This is a genomic window from Nonomuraea sp. B208 (assembly GCF_057536035.1).
The window spans coordinates 26502-42753 of record NZ_BAAJOU010000035.1; the positions used below are offsets into that span (position 1 = coordinate 26502).

The 16252-nt window shown below is 73.7% G+C and carries 17 protein-coding genes; 14 read left to right on the forward strand and 3 right to left on the reverse strand.

Going from position 1 to position 16252, the window contains the following annotated elements; all coding sequences use genetic code 11:
* Nucleotides 1–14 precede the first annotated feature (14 nt).
* Nucleotides 15–386, forward strand: coding sequence for an STAS domain-containing protein (locus AC27IY_RS48595; protein WP_423472102.1), 372 nt, complete (start codon nucleotides 15–17; stop codon nucleotides 384–386).
* Between the two features lie 10 nt (nucleotides 387–396).
* Nucleotides 397–1176: an LLM class flavin-dependent oxidoreductase gene (locus AC27IY_RS48600; protein ID WP_423447923.1), complete on the forward strand. Its 780-nt coding sequence runs from the start codon at nucleotides 397–399 to the stop codon at nucleotides 1174–1176.
* Nucleotides 1177–1279: 103 nt separating this feature from the next.
* On the opposite strand, the gene AC27IY_RS48605 is transcribed toward AC27IY_RS48600, so the two are convergent.
* On the reverse strand, nucleotides 1280–1957 hold the full coding sequence (locus AC27IY_RS48605) for a cysteine hydrolase family protein (protein ID WP_487182063.1): 678 nt from the start codon (nucleotides 1955–1957) through the stop codon (nucleotides 1280–1282).
* Nucleotides 1958–2011: 54 nt separating this feature from the next.
* Here AC27IY_RS48605 and AC27IY_RS48610 point away from each other — a divergent pair, with 54 nt between their 5' ends.
* The 7 genes from AC27IY_RS48610 to AC27IY_RS48640 all read left to right on the forward strand — a co-directional run bounded on the left by AC27IY_RS48610 (nucleotide 2012) and on the right by AC27IY_RS48640 (nucleotide 8892).
* Complete coding sequence (locus AC27IY_RS48610; RefSeq protein ID WP_364445273.1) at nucleotides 2012–2527, forward strand: PadR family transcriptional regulator; 516 nt, start codon at nucleotides 2012–2014, stop codon at nucleotides 2525–2527.
* A gap of 103 nt (nucleotides 2528–2630) precedes the next feature.
* Complete coding sequence (locus tag AC27IY_RS48615) at nucleotides 2631–3308, forward strand: vWA domain-containing protein (protein WP_344205576.1); 678 nt, start codon at nucleotides 2631–2633, stop codon at nucleotides 3306–3308.
* 41 nt (nucleotides 3309–3349) lie between these two features.
* Nucleotides 3350–4258, forward strand: a complete 909-nt coding sequence (locus AC27IY_RS48620) for a protein phosphatase 2C domain-containing protein (protein WP_371252025.1) — start codon at nucleotides 3350–3352, stop codon at nucleotides 4256–4258.
* On the forward strand, nucleotides 4255–6024 hold the full coding sequence (locus AC27IY_RS48625) for a hypothetical protein (RefSeq protein WP_487182064.1): 1770 nt from the start codon (nucleotides 4255–4257) through the stop codon (nucleotides 6022–6024). The genes AC27IY_RS48620 and AC27IY_RS48625 overlap by 4 nt, the downstream gene beginning before the upstream one ends.
* A gap of 69 nt (nucleotides 6025–6093) precedes the next feature.
* Nucleotides 6094–7230, forward strand: coding sequence for a cupin domain-containing protein (locus tag AC27IY_RS48630; protein WP_487182065.1), 1137 nt, complete (start codon nucleotides 6094–6096; stop codon nucleotides 7228–7230).
* 20 nt (nucleotides 7231–7250) lie between these two features.
* Nucleotides 7251–8231 carry an RNA polymerase subunit sigma-70 gene (locus tag AC27IY_RS48635; RefSeq protein WP_487182066.1) on the forward strand — a complete coding sequence of 327 codons (981 nt, stop codon included), beginning with the start codon at nucleotides 7251–7253 and terminating at the stop codon, nucleotides 8229–8231.
* A 61-nt stretch (nucleotides 8232–8292) separates the two neighbouring features.
* Complete coding sequence (locus AC27IY_RS48640) at nucleotides 8293–8892, forward strand: maleylpyruvate isomerase family mycothiol-dependent enzyme (RefSeq protein ID WP_371252029.1); 600 nt, start codon at nucleotides 8293–8295, stop codon at nucleotides 8890–8892.
* On the opposite strand, the gene AC27IY_RS48645 is transcribed toward AC27IY_RS48640, so the two are convergent.
* On the reverse strand, nucleotides 8882–10561 hold the full coding sequence (locus AC27IY_RS48645) for a glycerol-3-phosphate dehydrogenase/oxidase (RefSeq protein WP_487182067.1): 1680 nt from the start codon (nucleotides 10559–10561) through the stop codon (nucleotides 8882–8884). The two genes, AC27IY_RS48640 and AC27IY_RS48645, sit on opposite strands and share 11 nt — an antisense overlap.
* A gap of 117 nt (nucleotides 10562–10678) precedes the next feature.
* Here AC27IY_RS48645 and AC27IY_RS48650 point away from each other — a divergent pair, with 117 nt between their 5' ends.
* Complete coding sequence (locus AC27IY_RS48650) at nucleotides 10679–11479, forward strand: MIP/aquaporin family protein (protein WP_487182068.1); 801 nt, start codon at nucleotides 10679–10681, stop codon at nucleotides 11477–11479.
* A gap of 11 nt (nucleotides 11480–11490) precedes the next feature.
* Nucleotides 11491–12999, forward strand: a complete 1509-nt coding sequence (gene glpK / locus AC27IY_RS48655) for a glycerol kinase GlpK (RefSeq protein WP_423447937.1) — start codon at nucleotides 11491–11493, stop codon at nucleotides 12997–12999.
* Nucleotides 13000–13032: 33 nt separating this feature from the next.
* Here glpK and AC27IY_RS48660 read toward each other — a convergent pair whose 3' ends face one another.
* Nucleotides 13033–13767, reverse strand: a complete 735-nt coding sequence (locus AC27IY_RS48660; protein ID WP_487182069.1) for an SDR family oxidoreductase — start codon at nucleotides 13765–13767, stop codon at nucleotides 13033–13035.
* A gap of 106 nt (nucleotides 13768–13873) precedes the next feature.
* On the opposite strand from AC27IY_RS48660, the gene AC27IY_RS48665 reads away from it, so the two are divergent.
* From AC27IY_RS48665 to AC27IY_RS48675, 3 genes are all read left to right on the forward strand, one after another.
* Nucleotides 13874–15115 (forward strand): phospholipase D-like domain-containing protein, encoded by a 1242-nt coding sequence (locus tag AC27IY_RS48665; protein WP_487182070.1) that lies wholly within the window; start codon nucleotides 13874–13876, stop codon nucleotides 15113–15115.
* A gap of 58 nt (nucleotides 15116–15173) precedes the next feature.
* Nucleotides 15174–15791 carry an MFS transporter gene (locus AC27IY_RS48670; protein WP_371252034.1) on the forward strand — a complete coding sequence of 206 codons (618 nt, stop codon included), beginning with the start codon at nucleotides 15174–15176 and terminating at the stop codon, nucleotides 15789–15791.
* A gap of 139 nt (nucleotides 15792–15930) precedes the next feature.
* The coding region (locus AC27IY_RS48675) for a copper chaperone PCu(A)C domain-containing protein (protein ID WP_487182071.1) at nucleotides 15931–16252 on the forward strand (322 nt) is incomplete at its 3' end.

A 16252-nucleotide genomic window follows, 5' to 3' on the forward strand; every position in this document is an offset into this window, starting at 1 on the left:
GGAGGAGCCCGACCGTGGCCGCGCACGAGGGAGTTCCGGACTACGGCCGGAGCTGGGCGGCGGTCGTGCTGAGCGAGCGCCTCGACGCGGCCACGGCGGCGGGGATCGAGCGGGAGCTGAAGCTCCTGCCCGGCGTCGGCCCCCGGCTGATCCTGGAGGCGAGCCGGCTGGAGGACCTCGACGACCACGGCTACGAGATGCTGGTGAGCCTGGCGGACGCGGTGCGCGAGCGGGGCGGGCGGATGGCGGTGGCCGGCGCGCGGGGCGGCACGCTGCGCGCGCTCACCAGGCCGGGGCTGCGCGGCCGGCTGGCGCTGTTCGCCACGGTGGCCGAGGCGGTGCTCGACCTGGACGACGGCTCCGCGCCCGGAGGGTCACCCGCATAGCCTGGGGCGCATGGTGAAATACGCGGTCGGGCTGCCGAACGTCGGCGAGTTCGGCGACCCTCAGGTGCTGACGGAGCTGGGCGTGGCGGCCGAGGAGCACGGCTGGGACGGGGTGTTCCTGTGGGACCACCTGCTCTACCACGATCGGGAGTGGCCGGTCGTGAACCCGACGGTGGTGCTGTCGGCGATCGCCGCGCGCACCCGGCGGGTCCGGATCGGCGTGCTGATGACGGCGCTGCCCCGGCGGCGGGTGCAGACGGTGGCGAAGGAGACCGCGACGCTGGACCTGCTGTCCGGTGGGCGGCTGGTCGTCGGCGCCGGCCTCGGCTCGATGGACGCCGAGTACGCGGAGTTCGGCGAGGACCCCGATTTGAAGGTGCGCGCCGCCCGGCTGGACGAGGGCCTGGCGGACCTGACCCGGCTCTGGGCGGAGCTGCCGCCGGCTCCGGTGCAGCGGCCGCGGATCCCCGTCTGGTGCCCGGGTCGGTGGCCGGTCCGTGCCGGGTTCCGGCGGGCGGTCCGGTGGGACGGGGCGATGCCGACCTTCCGTGACTACGGGCAGGAACGGGGGCCGGTGCCGGCCGCGGAGTTCGCCCGCGTGGTGGACTTCCTGGGCGAGCAGCGGGGCTCGCTGGACGGGTTCGACATCGCGCTGGAGGGCCGGGCCGCGGACGGGCTCGTGGAGGCGTACGCCGAGGCGGGCATGACGTGGTGGGTGGAGGCGATGGGCTGGTGGCGTGGCGGCGTCGCCGACGCCCGCGCCACCATCACCGCCGGCCCGCCCCACTGACCCACCCGCCCGCCCGCCCGCCCCGCTGACCCGCCCCGCAGACCCGCCCGCCAGGGCAGTCATCGCCGGCTCCCCCACTGACCCGCCCGCCCGGCAGGGCCCGTCATCCCCGGGCGGCGGGGGAGGCCGTCCTGGCGGTCAGGCGGGCCTCGATCTCGGCGGCCGTCAGCACCAGCGCGAAGCCCTTGCGCAGGACGGCGAGCTCCGGCTCCTGCCGGGTCTCGTCGTCGGTGGCCGTGACGTCCGCGCCGAACACGACCCGGTAGCCCCGCTCGTACGCCTGCCGCGCCGTCGTGCCGCAGCAGTAGTTGGTCAGCGTGCCGGTGACGATGACGGTGTCGCGGCCGAGGTTGCGCAGGATCGTGTCGAGCGGGGTGTCGTAGAAGGCGCCGTAGGACGGCTTGCGGATGAGCACCTCGCCGTCCCGGCGGCCCATGGCGTCCCAGACCGTCGCCGGGCCGGGCCTGCGCCAGCCGGTGTCGCCGTGCGGCAGGTACGCCAGCGCGCGGGGCCGGTCCAGGCCGAGGTGGGTGTCGTCGAAGATGGTCCAGATCACCGGCGCCCCCGCCTCCCTGCACCGGTCGGCGAGCCCGCGCAGCCGCGGGGCCATCCGGGTGGCGGCCGGCACCCAGTACGGGCTCCACCCCGGCCGGACGAACTCGTCCTGCATGTCGACGACCAGCAGCGCCGCCCGCTCGGCGCGCAGCTCGAACGTGGCCCGCCCGCGCTCGTAGGCGTCCCTGGCCCGCGCCGTCACCCACTCCTCGGTGTACTCCCCCATCACCCCTCCTACATCGATTCGAGGTATGTCGATTCGATGTGGCAGGATAACACCATGCTCGAACTGGCGATCCTGGGATTCCTGGCGGAAGGCCCGCTGCACGGCTACGAGCTGCGCCGCCGGGTCGCGGCCTTGTCCGGCCACGCCCGCCCGGTCAGCGACGGCAGCCTCTACCCGGCGATCAACCGGCTGGCGCGGGCCGGCCTCCTGGAGCGGCGCGCCGAGCCGGGCGCCTCCGCCGCGCAGCGCCAGACGCTCAGCCTGACCGGGGAGGGCCGCGCCGACCTGCTGCGGCGGCTGCGCGACCCGGCGGAGCACGACATCACCGACAGCACCAGGTTCTTCACGATCCTCGCGTTCCTGTCGCTGCTGCCGGACGTGGCCGACCAGCACGCCGTGCTGCGCCGGCGGCTGGAGTTCCTGGAGCGGCCCGCCGGCTTCTTCTACGACGGCGACCGGCCCCTCGCCGCCCGCGACCTGGCCGACCCGTACCGGCGCGGCATGCTCGTCGTCGCGCGCGCCACCAGCCGCGCCGAACGCGACTGGCTGCGCGAGACCCTGTCCGGCTGACGCCCCTTTTGGACGCGAGTGTCGCCCTCCGGATCTTTGATCTTCATGGTTCGGGCGCTAGTGTCGCGGTTGACAGAAATGTGTGGAGGGCGGTGAAGGCCGGGTGGCCGAGACGAGGGGCGTGTTACTGCCCGCCTATGTGGTGGCCGACGAGTCCGCCTCCATGGGGCCGCACCATCAGGCCCTGTCGGCGGGGCTCGCGTCCCTGTGCAACGGGCTGCGCGCGGAGCCGATGATCGCGGCGAAGGTGCGGCTGGCCATCCTCGGCTTCTCCGACGACGTGCAACTGCGCCAGGGCCTCAGCGACATGCGGACGGTCGAACGGCTGCCCGTGCTCGCCGTACGCGGGGCGACCAACTACGGCGCGGCCTTCGCCGACCTCGCGCGGCGCATCCCGCACGACATCCAGTGGCTCAAGAACGAGGGCTACAAGGTGCACCGCCCGGTGGCGTTCTTCCTGAGCGACGGCCAGCCCACCGACGGCCGGCACTGGCAGGAGCCGCACCGCAGGCTCGTCGACCGCGAGGCCACGCCGTTCGCGCCCAACATCATCGCCTGCGGCGTCGGCTCGGCGCGCGCCGACACGATGCTGCAGGTGGCCACCCGCAGGGAGTTCGCCTTCGTCGCGCTGCCCAGCGCCGACATCGGCACGGCGATCGCGGAGTTCTTCCACGCGCTGACGGCGAGCCTGGTCGCCTCCGGGCGGGCCCTGGCCGGCGGCGAGCCGCAGCTCGTGGTGACCCGGCCGGAGCAGTTCCGGCTGGCGATCGACGAGGTCTGACGGCAGCTCGGGTCACGGCACGAGTCAGGGAGGTCCGGTACGTGCACCGCCCACAGCGGCAGGCCGAGGGGACGCGGCCCTGGAACCGCGTCGTCATCGACGTGCCCGGCCCGCGCTTCGAGCCGACGCCCCCGCGTCTGTCGGGCGGCACCTGCCCCGACGCCGAGTGCGACGGCTGGTCCGCCCCCGGCCTGACGCTCAGGTCGGCCTCCGTACGCGGCGAGCGGCACCGCTACTACCGCCAGCCCCGGCAGGACGCCACCTGCGCCGTGCTGCACGAGGAGAGCGGCGTCGTGGTGTTCGCCGTCGCCGACGGGCTGTCCAGCGCGAGCGCCGCGACGATCGGCGCGGCCGAGGCCTGCCGGGCGGCGGTCTGGGCGCTGCACGCGCAGCTCGACGAGGGCGGCACCGGCTTCTCGCCCGACTTCCACGGCGTCGCCAGGCACGCCGCCGAGACGCTGCACCGGCAGGCCGCCGCCCTCCTGCGCCGTGAACCCGGCCCCGAGCAGGTCGAGGAGCTGGTCGCCACCACCCTCGTGGCGGGCGTGGCCCGGCCCGGTGGGCACGGCGCGGAGGTCTCCCTGTTCCGGATCGGCGACTCGGCCGCCTGGACGCTCGACCCGGCCCGCGCCCGCTACCGGCCCCTGTTCCCCGCCAAGGCGGACGGGGACCTGGTCCCCACGTCGGTGGCCGCTCTGCCCCGGGTGCCCGAGCCGCTGGAGCGCTGGTCGGGCCGGCTCGCGCCCGGCCAGGTGCTGCTGGTCGGCACCGACGGGTTCGGCGACCCGCTCGGCGACGGCGACGGGCAGGTGGGCGCGCTGTTCGCCGAGCACCTGGCCGTGCCGCCGCCCCCGCTGTGGCTGGCCCACCTGCTGGACTTCTCCCGGGAGACGTTCGACGACGACCGGACGCTGCTGGCACTCTGGCCGCGAAGCGAGGCCCCCCGATGAACCGGACCGACCGCGACACGCTCACCCTCGGCCGCCGCCTCGGCCAGGGCGGCCAGGGCACCGTGCACGAGGTGCTCAACCGCCGCATCAACGGCCAATGGGACGTCGCCTACAAGGAGTACGACCCCGGCGTCCTGGAGAGCCTCGACACCGCCGCGCTCGCCGCCATGACCGACCTCATCGGACGGCTGCCGGGATGGGACGCCGCCTGGCTGTGCGACAAGACGGCCTGGCCCGCCGAGCTCGTGGAGACCGGCGGCGCGGTCAGCGGGTTCCTCATGCGGGCGGTGCCCCAGAGGTACTTCTTCGACCTGCGGACCCTGTCGGGCAGCGAGCGGCGGCCGGCGACGCTGGAGTTCCTGCTCAACGCCGACGCGTACGTCGCCGGCATCGGCCTCAGGATCAGCGACCGGGACCGCCTGCTGCTCATGGCCGACCTGGCCGGCACGCTGGCCCGCCTGCACGCGATGGACATCGTCGTCGGCGACCTGTCGCCCAAGAACCTGCTGTTCTCCGCCGACGCGCCGCCGGAGTGCTTCCTCATCGACTGCGACGCGATGCGGCTGGCCGGCGCCGAGGCGATGCCGCAGGTGGAGACGCCCGACTGGCGGCTCCCCGAGGGCGAGGAGAAGGGCACGCCGGGCGGCGACGCGTACAAGCTCGCGCTGCTGGTGGTGCGGATGTTCGCCCGCGACCAGACCTCCGCCGATCCCGGCCGGCTGGCGGCGGTCAGCCCGGCGCTGGCCGATCTCGCCGCGGCGGGGCTCCAGGGGGATCCCGCGCTGCGGCCGGGGCCGGAGCAGTGGGCGGCGGCGTTACGGGAGGCGGCGGGGTCGGCCTCGGCCGTGCCCCCTCTTCCCCCGCCGCCCCCTCCCCCACCCCCGCCCGGTCCGCCGGGTCCGGTGCCGCCGCCTCCGCAGGGGCGTCCCGGGTTCGTCGTCACCATGCCGAAGATGATCGCGATCGGCGCGGGCGCGGCGGTGATCGGGCTGGCGCTCGTCCTGGTCGCCCTGCTGGCGGGAAGGTCCCTGCTCGTGACGCTGGAGGGTCCGGGGGACGCGGCGGGCGTGGACGTGACGTCCTCCGGCAGCCCGCCCGTGCTCGCGGAGCCGCCCACCTTCCCCTCCAGCCCTCCGCCCTCCCCCAGCCCCCCGTCCACGGAGGCGCCCACCCAGGAAGCCACCCGAGAGCCCACCGAGGAGCCGTTCCGCCTCGCCGACCTCGACCTCCAGAGCACCGACCCGACGCCCCTCACTCCGTCGGCGCTGCTGCCGCAGTCCTTCAGGACCGCCAAGGGCGTGCGCTACACCCTCCGGGCGGGCGGCGTGTCCAAGTGCCCGGACGCCTACCCCGACAGCAACGTCCGCTCCGCGCTGCGCAAGGCGAAGTGCACCAAGATGATCAAGGGTGCGTACGTCAACCCGGGCGCGCCGGCGAACAAGCGGATCATGGTGTCCGTGTGGGTGGTGCCGCTGAAGAGCGACGAGCGGGCCGCCACCGCGTACGGGCGGCTGGAGGACGCCTACGCCGACGACTGGGGCATCGTGTGCCCCAAGAAGGGCCCCGGCTCCGGCCTCTGCCACACCACCTACTGGAACAACGCCCAGACGTGGGGCTGGGTCGGCTACACCCACCGCTACCTGCTGCACACCATGGCCATCTACACCAACCGCGCGAACTCCACCAAGGTGCGCCCCTGGCTCAAGGACGCCTCCAAGGCGGCGTTCAACGCGGTCGGCCCCACGGTCTACCACGACACGGACTGACGTTCCCGCAGCTCAGCGGGTATGAGACCGGCCAGTGCCCTCCGCGTGGGCACGGACAGGAGCGTACCCATGAAGATCGTGGTCATCGGCGGCACCGGCCTGATCGGCTCGAAGGTGGTGGAAAGACTCACCCGGGAGGGGCACGAGGCGGTGGCCGCGTCGCCGAGAACCGGCGTCAACGCCCTGACCGGCGAGGGGCTGGAGCAGGCGCTGTCCGGCGCTCAGGTGGTGGTGGACGTCTCCAACTCGCCGTCGTTCGAGCGGGCGGAGGTCATGGAGTTCTTCGAGACCTCCACCCGCAACCTGCTCGCGGCCGAGGCGGCGGCGGGCGTGGGTCACCACGTCGCGCTGTCGGTGGTGGGCACCGAGCGGATGCCGGACAACGGCTACTTCGCGGCGAAGATCGCCCAGGAGCGGCTGATCGAGAAGTCGGGCATCCCGTACTCGCTGGTGCACGCGACGCAGTTCTTCGAGTTCGCGCGGGCCATCGCCGACGAGGCGACCGTGGACGGCGAGGTGCACGTCGCGCCGGTGCGCTTCCAGCCGATCGCGGCCGACGACGTGGCCGACGCGGTCGCCCGCGCCGCCGTGGACGCGCCGCTGAACGGCCGGGTCGAGGTGGGCGGGCCGGACCAGTACCGGATGGACGAGTTCTTCCGCGAGGCGCTGACCGCCTGGGGCGACCGGCGCCGGGTCGTCACCGACGAGCGGGCCCGCTACTTCGGCAGCGTGCCGGGCGAGCGCACGCTGGTGCCGGGCGGCGGCGCGCGCCTCGGCCGGCTCGGCTACCGCGACTGGCTCGCCCGAGAGCCCGCCGCGTGGCAGAAGGCGCTCACGGTGGTGCAGGAGGTGCAGCCGCCGTTCATCCCGGCGGGAGCGCACGCGATGACGGTCGTCGTCGAGCACCCGCCCGGCTCCCCCGGCACGCCGCCGCACCGCCACTCCGGCCCCGCCTTCGGCTACGTCATCGAGGGCGAGATGCGGTTCGAGCTGGAGGGTGATCCGGAGCGCGTCCTCCGGGCCGGCGAGGCGTTCTGGGAGCCGGGCGGCGACGTCATCCACTACCAGGACGGCAACGCCCGTGACGACGTCCCGGTCCGCTTCACCGTCACCATGCTGTGCGAGCCGGACCGGCCGATGCTCGTCCTGGTCGAGGAGGAGGAGCTGGCCCGGCGCCGGCACCTGCGCGCGCCCCGCCCGTCCTGAGCCCTTGCCATGATGGGAGGGTGACCGTACAGGACGAGACCGCATCCCTGGTGGCTCGGCTGGAGTCGCTGCGCGGCCCGCTGACCGGCTACTGCTACCGCCTGCTCGGCGCGTCCGGCGAGGTCGACGACGCCGTGCAGGAGACCATGCTGCGGGCGTTCCGCGCGATCGGCGGCTACGACCCCGGCCGGGCCGCCCTGTCCACGTGGGTGCACAGGATCGCCACGAACGTCTGCCTCGACATGCTGCGCGGCGCCGAGCGGCGGGCGCTGCCGTGGGACACGGGGCCGGCCGCGACCGGCGGCGACCTCGGCGCTCCCCTGCCGCCCGGCCGGTGGGTGGAGCCTCCGGCGGGCCTCGGACCGGCGGACGCGGACGATCCCGCGCACCTCGCGCTGCGGCACGAGACGCTGCGCCTGGCCTTCGTGGCCGCCCTGCAGTGGCTGCCGCCGCGTCAGCGGGCCGTGCTGGTGCTGCGGGACGTCCTCGGGTTCAGCGCGGCGGAGGCGGCCGAGGTCATGGAGACGTCGGTGGCGGCGGCCAACAGCGCGTTGCAGCGCGCGCGGGCGACGCTGGAGCAGCACAGGCCGCGCCAGGCCGACCCGCCGGAGCCGGCCGACCCGGCCCAGCGCGACCTGCTGCGCCGCTACGTGCGGGCCTTCGAGACGCACGACGTGCGCGGGCTGGTGGACGTGCTGGCCGACGACGCCCGGTCGGGGATGCCGCCGTTCCGGTGGTGGCTGGACGGGCCGGCGAGCATCGCGGCGGTGCTGTCGGTCGCGGCCGACGCCTGCGCCGGGGACCGGCTCGTCCCGGGCGGAGTGGCCGGCGGGTGCTGGACGCTCGGGCAGTACCGGCCGGACGCGGGCGGGGCGCTCAGGCCGTTCGCGCTGCTGGTGCTGGAGCTGCGCGGCGGGCGGATCGGCGACATCGTCACCTACCTCGGGTACGGCGACCGCTTCGCCGCGTACGGCCTGCCCGCCGTTCCGGAAGACCGATGAGTCCGACGGCCGGCGGTCGTACAAGAGGTGACACGTACGACCCGACCGGAAGGCCATGTCCATGTCACCGACCGACGCCGACCTGAGGCGGCACGTCCACGCCGAGCGCGAGCGGCTGGCCGGGCTGCTCGCCGAGCTCTCCCCGGAGGGCTGGGGCAGCCCGTCGCTGTGCTCGGGCTGGCGGGTGCGCGAGGTCGTCGCGCATCTCACCGCGCCGTTCCGCACCAGCCTGCCCCGGCTCGTGGCGGGCCTGGTCGCGGCCCGTTTCTCCGTCGACCGCTACGCCGACCGGGCCGCCCGCGGCGACACCGCCCGCCTGTCCGACGCCGACCTGCTGGCGTGCCTGCGCGCGAACATCACCCACCCGTGGCGGCCACCGGGCGGCGGGGACGGCGGGGCGCTGGCCCACGACACCATCCACGGCCTCGACATCACCGAGCCGCTGGGCCTGCCCGCGCCGCCCGTCGAGCGGATCGCCCTCGTGCTGGCCGGTACGAACCCCCGCAACCTGTCCTACTTCGGCGTCGACCTCACGGGCGTGCAGCTGCGCGGCGCCGACGCCGACGTACGGGTGGGCACGGGCGAGCCGGTCGAGCTGCCGGCCAAGGACATCCTGCTGACCATCACCGGCCGCCGCCCCCTGCCGTCCGTCACAACGTGACCGCCGCGGCCGTCCTGGCCTCGGCCAGGGCGGTCCGCTCCGCCTCCACCAGCCGCAGGCACGCGGCCGTCTCCTCCTCCACCCGCCGCTCGTCCCAGCCAAGCAGCCCGGCCATCAGCCGGGCGACCCGCGGCGCCGCCCGCTCGGCCAGCTCGCTCGACTCGATGAGCATCCGGGTACGCCGGGCGAGGACGTCCTCGGCGTGCACCGCGCCCTCGTGGGTGACGGCGTAGACGACCTCGGCCCGCAGCCACGGACCGGGCTCGATCAGCGGCTCGGCGAGCGAGCGGTCGCGGGCGAGGAGGTCGAGCACCTCCAGGGCGAGCGTGCCGTAGCGGCGGACGAGGTGGCGCACGGTCTCGGGTTCGAGGTCGTGGTCCTCGGCCAGCCGGCCGACGGACGCCTCCAGCGCGGGCAGCCCGTCCGCGCCGACCAGCGGCAGCCGGTCGGTGACCGAGGCGGGCACGTCGTAGCCTTCGAGCGCGACGTCGATCACGTCCCTGGCCATGATCCGGTACGTCGTGTACTTGCCGCCGGCGATCGCCGCCAGGCCGGGGACCGGCACGTCCACCACGTGCTCCCGCGACAGCCTCGCGGTGGGGGCGTTCTTCTCGGCGGCCACGAGCGGGCGCAGCCCGACGAAGAGGCCGACGACGTCGCTCCTGGTCAACGGCCTGACCAGCACCTCGTTGGCGTGGTGGAGGATGTAGTCGATGTCCTCGCCGGTGGCGGCGGGCTCGGCGCGCTCGCCGTCCCAGTCGGTGTCGGTGGTGCCGACGATCCAGCGGCGCCCGGTCCACGGGATGATGAACAGCACGCTCTTCTCCGTACGGATGATCAGGCCGGTCTGGGAGTCGATGGCCTCGCCGGGCACCATGATGTGCACGCCCTTCGACATCCTGACCTTGAAGGCGGGCTCGGCGCCGCCCGGGAGGCTGGTCACGGGGCCGGTCCACACGCCCGCGCACACCACCACGGCGTCGGCCGAGACGTCGATCTGCGCGCCGCTCTCCTCGTCGCGTACGCGGGCGCCGACCACGCGCTCGCCGAACTCGTCCCTGGTCAGCGCCACCACCGAGGTCCGGGTGGCGATGGCGGCGCCGTGCGCGGCCGCGGTGCGGGCCAGGGCGAGGGTGTGGCGGGCGTCGTCCACCTGCGCGTCGTAGTAGATGACGCCGCCGCTCAGCACGTCGGTCCGCAGGCCGGGCACCAGGCGGCGGGCCGCCTTCGGCGACAGGTTGCGGTGCCGGGGCATCGGGTGGCGCACGCCCTCCAGGGCGTCGTACAACGTCAGGCCGGCCGCCACGTACGGCTGCTCGATCATGCGGTGGCGCACGGGGTAGAGGAACGTGACCGGCCGCACCAGGTGCGGGGCCAGCCGCGCGACCAGCAGGTCGCGCTCCTTCAGCGCCTCGCGCACCAGCTTGAAGTCGAACTGCTCCAGGTAGCGCAGCCCGCCGTGGATCAGCTTGCTGGACCGGCTCGACGTGCCGGACGCGAGGTCGCGGCTCTCCACCAGGGCGACCCGCAGCCCGCGCGAGGCCGCGTCGAGGGCCGCGCCCGCCCCCGTCACCCCACCGCCCACCACCAGGACGTCGAAGGTCTGCGCCCGGAGCCGGTCGAGGCATTCCTGGCGGTCACGCGCGTCGAGCGCCCCGGTGATCCCCATCGCCTTGTCCTCACTTTCCGTAACTGATCACATTCGCACTGTATGCCTTCCCTGGAAGGGGGAAGGCTCACCTCAGCCGGAAAGGGAGCCGGGAAGGGGACCCAGGAAGGGGGCGGGGTGGCGCTGAGCAGCAGGAGGTTGGCCGGCGAGATGATCGCCGAGTTCGCCGGGACGATGGTGCTCATCGTGTTCGGCGTGGGCGTCGTCGCGCAGGTGGTCGCGGCCGAGCTCGGGGACCACGACAGCATCTCCTGGGCCTGGGGCATCGGCGTCGCGCTCGGCGTCTACGTCGCCGGCCGCACCACGGGCGCGCACCTCAACCCGGCGGTGACGCTGGGGTTCGCCCTCTTCCGCGGGTTCGAGTGGCACAAGGTGCTGCCGTACGTGGTGGCGCAGACCGCGGGCGCCTTCGCCGGCGCGCTGCTGATCCGCTGGAACTACACCGAGGTGCTCACCGCCGTCGACCCCGGGCACACGCTCAAGACGCAGCTGGTGTTCTCGACGCTGCCGGGCAACGGCACGCTGCCGGTCGGCCAATGGGGCGCGCTGCGCGACCAGATCATCGGCACCGCCGTGCTGCTCTTCGTCATCTTCGCGCTGTCCGACACCCGCAACATGGCGCCCGGCGCGAACATGGGGCCGTTCGTCATCGGCCTGCTCGTCGTCGGCATCGGCATGGCGCTCGGCGCCGACGCCGGCTACGCCATCAACCCGGCCCGCGACTTCGGGCCGCGCCTGGCGAGCTTCCTCACCGGCTACCGCGGCGCCTGGCGCGACCAGTACGGCGACCTCTACTTCTGGGTGCCCATCGTGGGTCCGCTGATCGGCGGGGCGCTCGGCGCGGGCCTCTACCAGGCGCTCATCGCCTGCCACCTCCCCCGCGACGAGGACCGCGACACCGTCAAGCCGTCCGACTGAGGGAGTACGACATGCCTGACTTCGTGGGCGCCGTGGACCAGGGCACGACGAGCACCCGCTTCATGATCTTCGACAGGGACGGCGCCGAGGTCGCCAAGTTCCAGTTCGAGCACGAGCAGATCATGCCCAGGGCGGGCTGGGTGGAGCACAACCCCATCGAGATCTGGACCAGGACCGCCGCCGTGATCCAGACGACGCTCCAGCGCTCCCGGCTGCAGGACAGCGACCTCGCGGCGATCGGCCTCACCAACCAGCGCGAGACCACCGTCGTGTGGGACCGGCGCACCGGGCGGCCGTACTACAACGCCATCGTCTGGCAGGACACCCGCACCGACGAGATCGCCGCCGCGCTGGACCGGGACGGCCGGGGCCAGGTCATCCGCGACCGTACGGGGCTGCGGCCGGAGGCGTACTTCTCGGGCGGCAAGATCCAGTGGATCCTGGAGAACGTCGACGGCGTGCGCGAGGCGGCCGAGCGCGGCGAGGCCGCCTTCGGCACCACCGACACCTGGACGCTGTGGAACCTGACCGGCGGGCGCAAGGGCGGCGTGCACATCACCGACGTGACCAACGCCAGCCGCACCATGCTGATGGACCTCGACACGCTCGACTGGGACGACGAGCTGCTGTCGTTCTTCGGCGTGCCGCGCGCGATGCTGCCGGAGATCCGCCCGTCGTCCGACCCCGCCGCCTACGGCACCTCCTACCGCTACGGCCCGGTCGGCGGCGAGGTGCCGATCACCGCGATCCTCGGCGACCAGCAGGCCGCCACGGTCGGCCAGGTCTGCTTCTCGCCCGGCGAGGCCAAGAACACCTACGGCACCGGCAACTTCCTGCTGCTCAACACCGGCACCGAGCGGGTGCGCTCGGAGAGCGGCCTGCTCACCACCGTCGCCTACAAGTTCGGCGACGAGCCGGCCGTCTTCGCGCTGGAGGGCTCCATCGCGGTCACCGGCTCGGCCGTGCAGTGGCTGCGCGACCAGCTGCACGTCATCAGCACGGCGGCGCAGAGCGAGACGCTGGCGCGGCAGGTGACCGACAACGGGGGCGTGTACTTCGTCCCGGCCTTCTCGGGGTTGTTCGCGCCGTACTGGCGGGCCGACGCGCGGGGCGCGATCGTCGGGCTGTCGCGCTTCAACACCGCCGCCCATCTCGCGCGGGCCACGCTGGAGGCCATCTGCTACCAGAGCCGCGACGTGGTCGAGGCCATGCAGCGCGACTCCGGGGTGGTGCTGGACGTGCTCCGCGTGGACGGCGGCGTGACCGCGAACGCCCTGTGCATGCAGCTCCAGTCCGACATCCTCGGGGTGCCGGTGAGCCGGCCGGTGGTGGCGGAGACGACCGCGCTCGGGGCGGCGTACGCGGCCGGGCTGGCGGTGGGCTACTGGCGCGACCAGGACGAGCTGCGCTCCCACTGGGCCGAGGACCGCCGGTGGGAGCCCACGTGGAGCGAGGAGCAGCGCGAGCGCGGGTACGCCGGCTGGAAGAAGGCCGTCTCCAAGTCCGTCGACTGGCTGTGACGGGCGGCCCGGCGAACCGGGGCGGGTCCTTCGTCATCGGCGGAGCCATTCGCCGTAGGTGGTGGCGGTGATGACGGCGCCTTCGCCGGCGACGAGGGCGCGGCCCTGGGCGGCGGCGTACAGCCCGGCGCCGTCGTCGGTCACCACCGTGCGGTGGTCGCCGCGGGCGGCGAGGGTGATCCGGCCCAGCTCGTCCAGCGGGATCACCTCGGGGCCCGCGAGGTCGACGGTGCCGCGCAGCGGCGTCCCCACGACGACGCCGGCGACCACCCGGGCGACCTCGTCCCCGGCCACCGGCTGCAGGAGGGTGGGAGGCAGGCGGACGGTGTCCTCGTCGGACGTCCAGGACACCACCGTGTCGATGAACTCGAAGAACTGCGTGGAGCGCACGATCGAGTAGGGCACCGGGCCCGCCTTGAGCAGGTCCTCCTGCAGCACCTTCGCGCGGTAGTAGGCCAGGCCGGGCACTTGGTCGGCGCCCACGATGGACAGGATGACCGCGTGCCCGACCCCGGCGGAATCAGCGGCGGCCAGCAGGTGGCCCATGGTGGCACGGAAGAAGGCGGGCGAGGTGTCGTCGAAGGCCGGCGGCTTGGTCAGGTCGACGACGACGTCCGCGCCCGCCAGCGCCTCCGGCAGGCCCTGCCCGGTGAGCAGGTCGACGCCGGTGGCGCGCGAGCGCGGCACCGCGTCATGACCGGCCGCGGTCAGCAGCCGGACCAGGCGGGACCCGATGAGACCGGTCCCTCCGACGACGACGATCCTCATGTGCGGCAGCCTTTCCTTGACAAACGGCCTCGACAGGCGTTCACCATGATCTCAACACGGCGGACGCATGACCGGGCGGCGTCACCTCCATGACGAAGGAGTCCCTGTGACAGCCACGAAACCCTCAGTCACCCTTCTCATTCTCTCGTTATGCCTGGCCCTCACGCCGGCCGCCCCCGCCGGGGCCGCGGTCAGCGGGCCGCCTGTCGTCGACGCCCCGGTGTTCAACGACCCGACCGTGGACTCGGGCGTCGCCCACAGCCCGAGCGAGCGGCAGTCGGCCGTCATGGACCAGCTCATCAGGCTCATCAAGGCGGTGCCCGCGGGCGGCGAGATCCGCTTCGCGATGCACCAGTTCGTCCCCGGCGACCGGTCGAGCGAGGTCGCCGCGGAGCTGGCCGCCGCGCACACCAGGGGCGTCGGCGTGCAGGTCGTGCTCGACAGCCAGGACGACGGCCGCAACGACGCCGTCTTCGCCCAGCTCGGCGCCGCCCTCGGCACCACCGAGACCGCCCGTTCGTGGGTCGTGCGCTGCGAGTACCCGGACGAGAGCGCCGACCGGGGCTGCATCGCCAGGGACTACCTGCACGCCAAGTTCGCCACCTTCTCCAGCGTGGTGGCCGGGGGTGTCACGTACCAGAAGGTCGTGTTCCAGACCTCGTCCAACCTGTCGGACTGGTACCTGTACAACTCCTACAACGACAGCTTCACGGTCAGCGACGCCGTGACCTACGACGGGTACGTCACGTACTTCAAGGACCTGCGGGCCCGGCGCATGCAGCCCGTGAATCCGGACTACTTCTGGACGACGCCGACCGGCACGGCGTACAAGGCCCACTTCTTCCCGCGCAGCTCGTCCAGCGGCGACCCGATCGCCAACGTGCTGAAGCTGGTCAAGTGCAGCTACAAGGACGCCGGGGGCGTCACCCGCCAGACCGACATCCGCCTGGCGCTGACCGCCTTCAACTACAACCGCAAGGCGATCGTGGACGAGCTGCTGCGGCTGCGCGGCGAGAACTGCTGGATCGACATCGTCTACTACGACGGCACCGGCGTCACCTCCTACATCAGGGACCGTCTCGCCGAGCGGGCGTCGAACGGCAAGTACCTCCAGGTCACGCCGTGCCGCTTCACGGTGGGCGACCGGTCGGTGGTGACGCACACCAAGATCATGATGATCGACGGGTTCTACGACGACGACATCACGCCGCGCGTCTACACCGGCAGCGCCAACTTCACGACCTTGGAGAACTCCGACGACTCCATGCTGCGGATCGCCGGCCGGGGCGTGCACGACCAGTACCTGTCGTGGTTCCACGGGCTGCGCCGCGCCTGCGGCGGGCCCTGATCCCTTGTGCTCACCTGGCGGGGACACCGGGGCGGTCGCGTGGGATGATGACGGCGCCATGTCGATCGCCGCACCAGCCACCGCCGGGCCTGTTTCCGGACCTGTTTCCGGGCCGGCCGGCTTCGCGTTGCGTGCGCTGCGGGCCGCCGTCTTCGCGGCGGTCTCGCTGCTGCTCGGCCTGGTGGCCCACCTGCTGGCAGGCGGCCCGGTGGCGGCGGGCTGGCTGCTGCCGGCCTGGGGCGTCGCGTTCGGTCCCGCGTACGTGCTGGCGGGGCGGGAACGGGCGCTGCCGGTCATCGTGACGACGCTGGCGGCCGCGCAGGTCGCGCTGCACCTGCTGTTCTCCTCGGCGCACGCGGTGGAGGCGGCGGTCGCCGGGCACCACCACGCCGCCCAGGGCGGGCTGGTGCCGGACGCCGGCATGCTGGTCATGCACGCCTGGGCGGTCCTGCTGACCTCGACGTGGCTGGCCCGGGGCGAGGCGGCGCTCTGGGCGGTGCTGCGCCGGCTGGCCGTCCGGCTGTTCGCCGCGGTCGTCGCCGTCGTCGTCCCGGCCGCCCGGCCGCTGATCGCCGCGCCGGTCCGGGAGCCGATGGTCCTGCGGCCGGTTCTGCTCGGGCATGAGATGGGCCGGCGCGGCCCGCCCTTCGGCCGCGCCGTCCCCGCGTCCGCCTGACCCGCTCCGCGGAGCGCGTCCGGCCGGTCTGTTCTCCTGTCACGCCCCTGGTCCAGGGGTGTCCTCGGCGTGCGCGCCCGCAGCGGCGGCCGCCGGGCCACATCATCGTTCCGGTTTGAGCCGGATGAAGGGCTTTGTCATGTTCTCGCGTATCACCGTCGCCGGTCTCGCCGTCGTCGTGCTCACCGCCTGCGGCGGCTCGCCGCAGCAGGCCGCGTCGGCCGTTCCCGCCGCCGCCGCCACTCCCCCGGCCGCGCAGGCCGGGCCCGCGCTCTCCATCACCGACCCCTGGGTCAAGACCGCGAAGAAGGGCATGAGCGCCGCCTTCGGCACCCTGGTCAACAACTCCGGCACGGACGTGGTCGTGGTGTCGGGCGCCACGCCGCTGTCGCCGGCGGTCGAGCTGCACGAGGTGGTGGAGTCGGCGGGCAAGTCGGTCATGCGGCCCAAGGAGGGCGGTT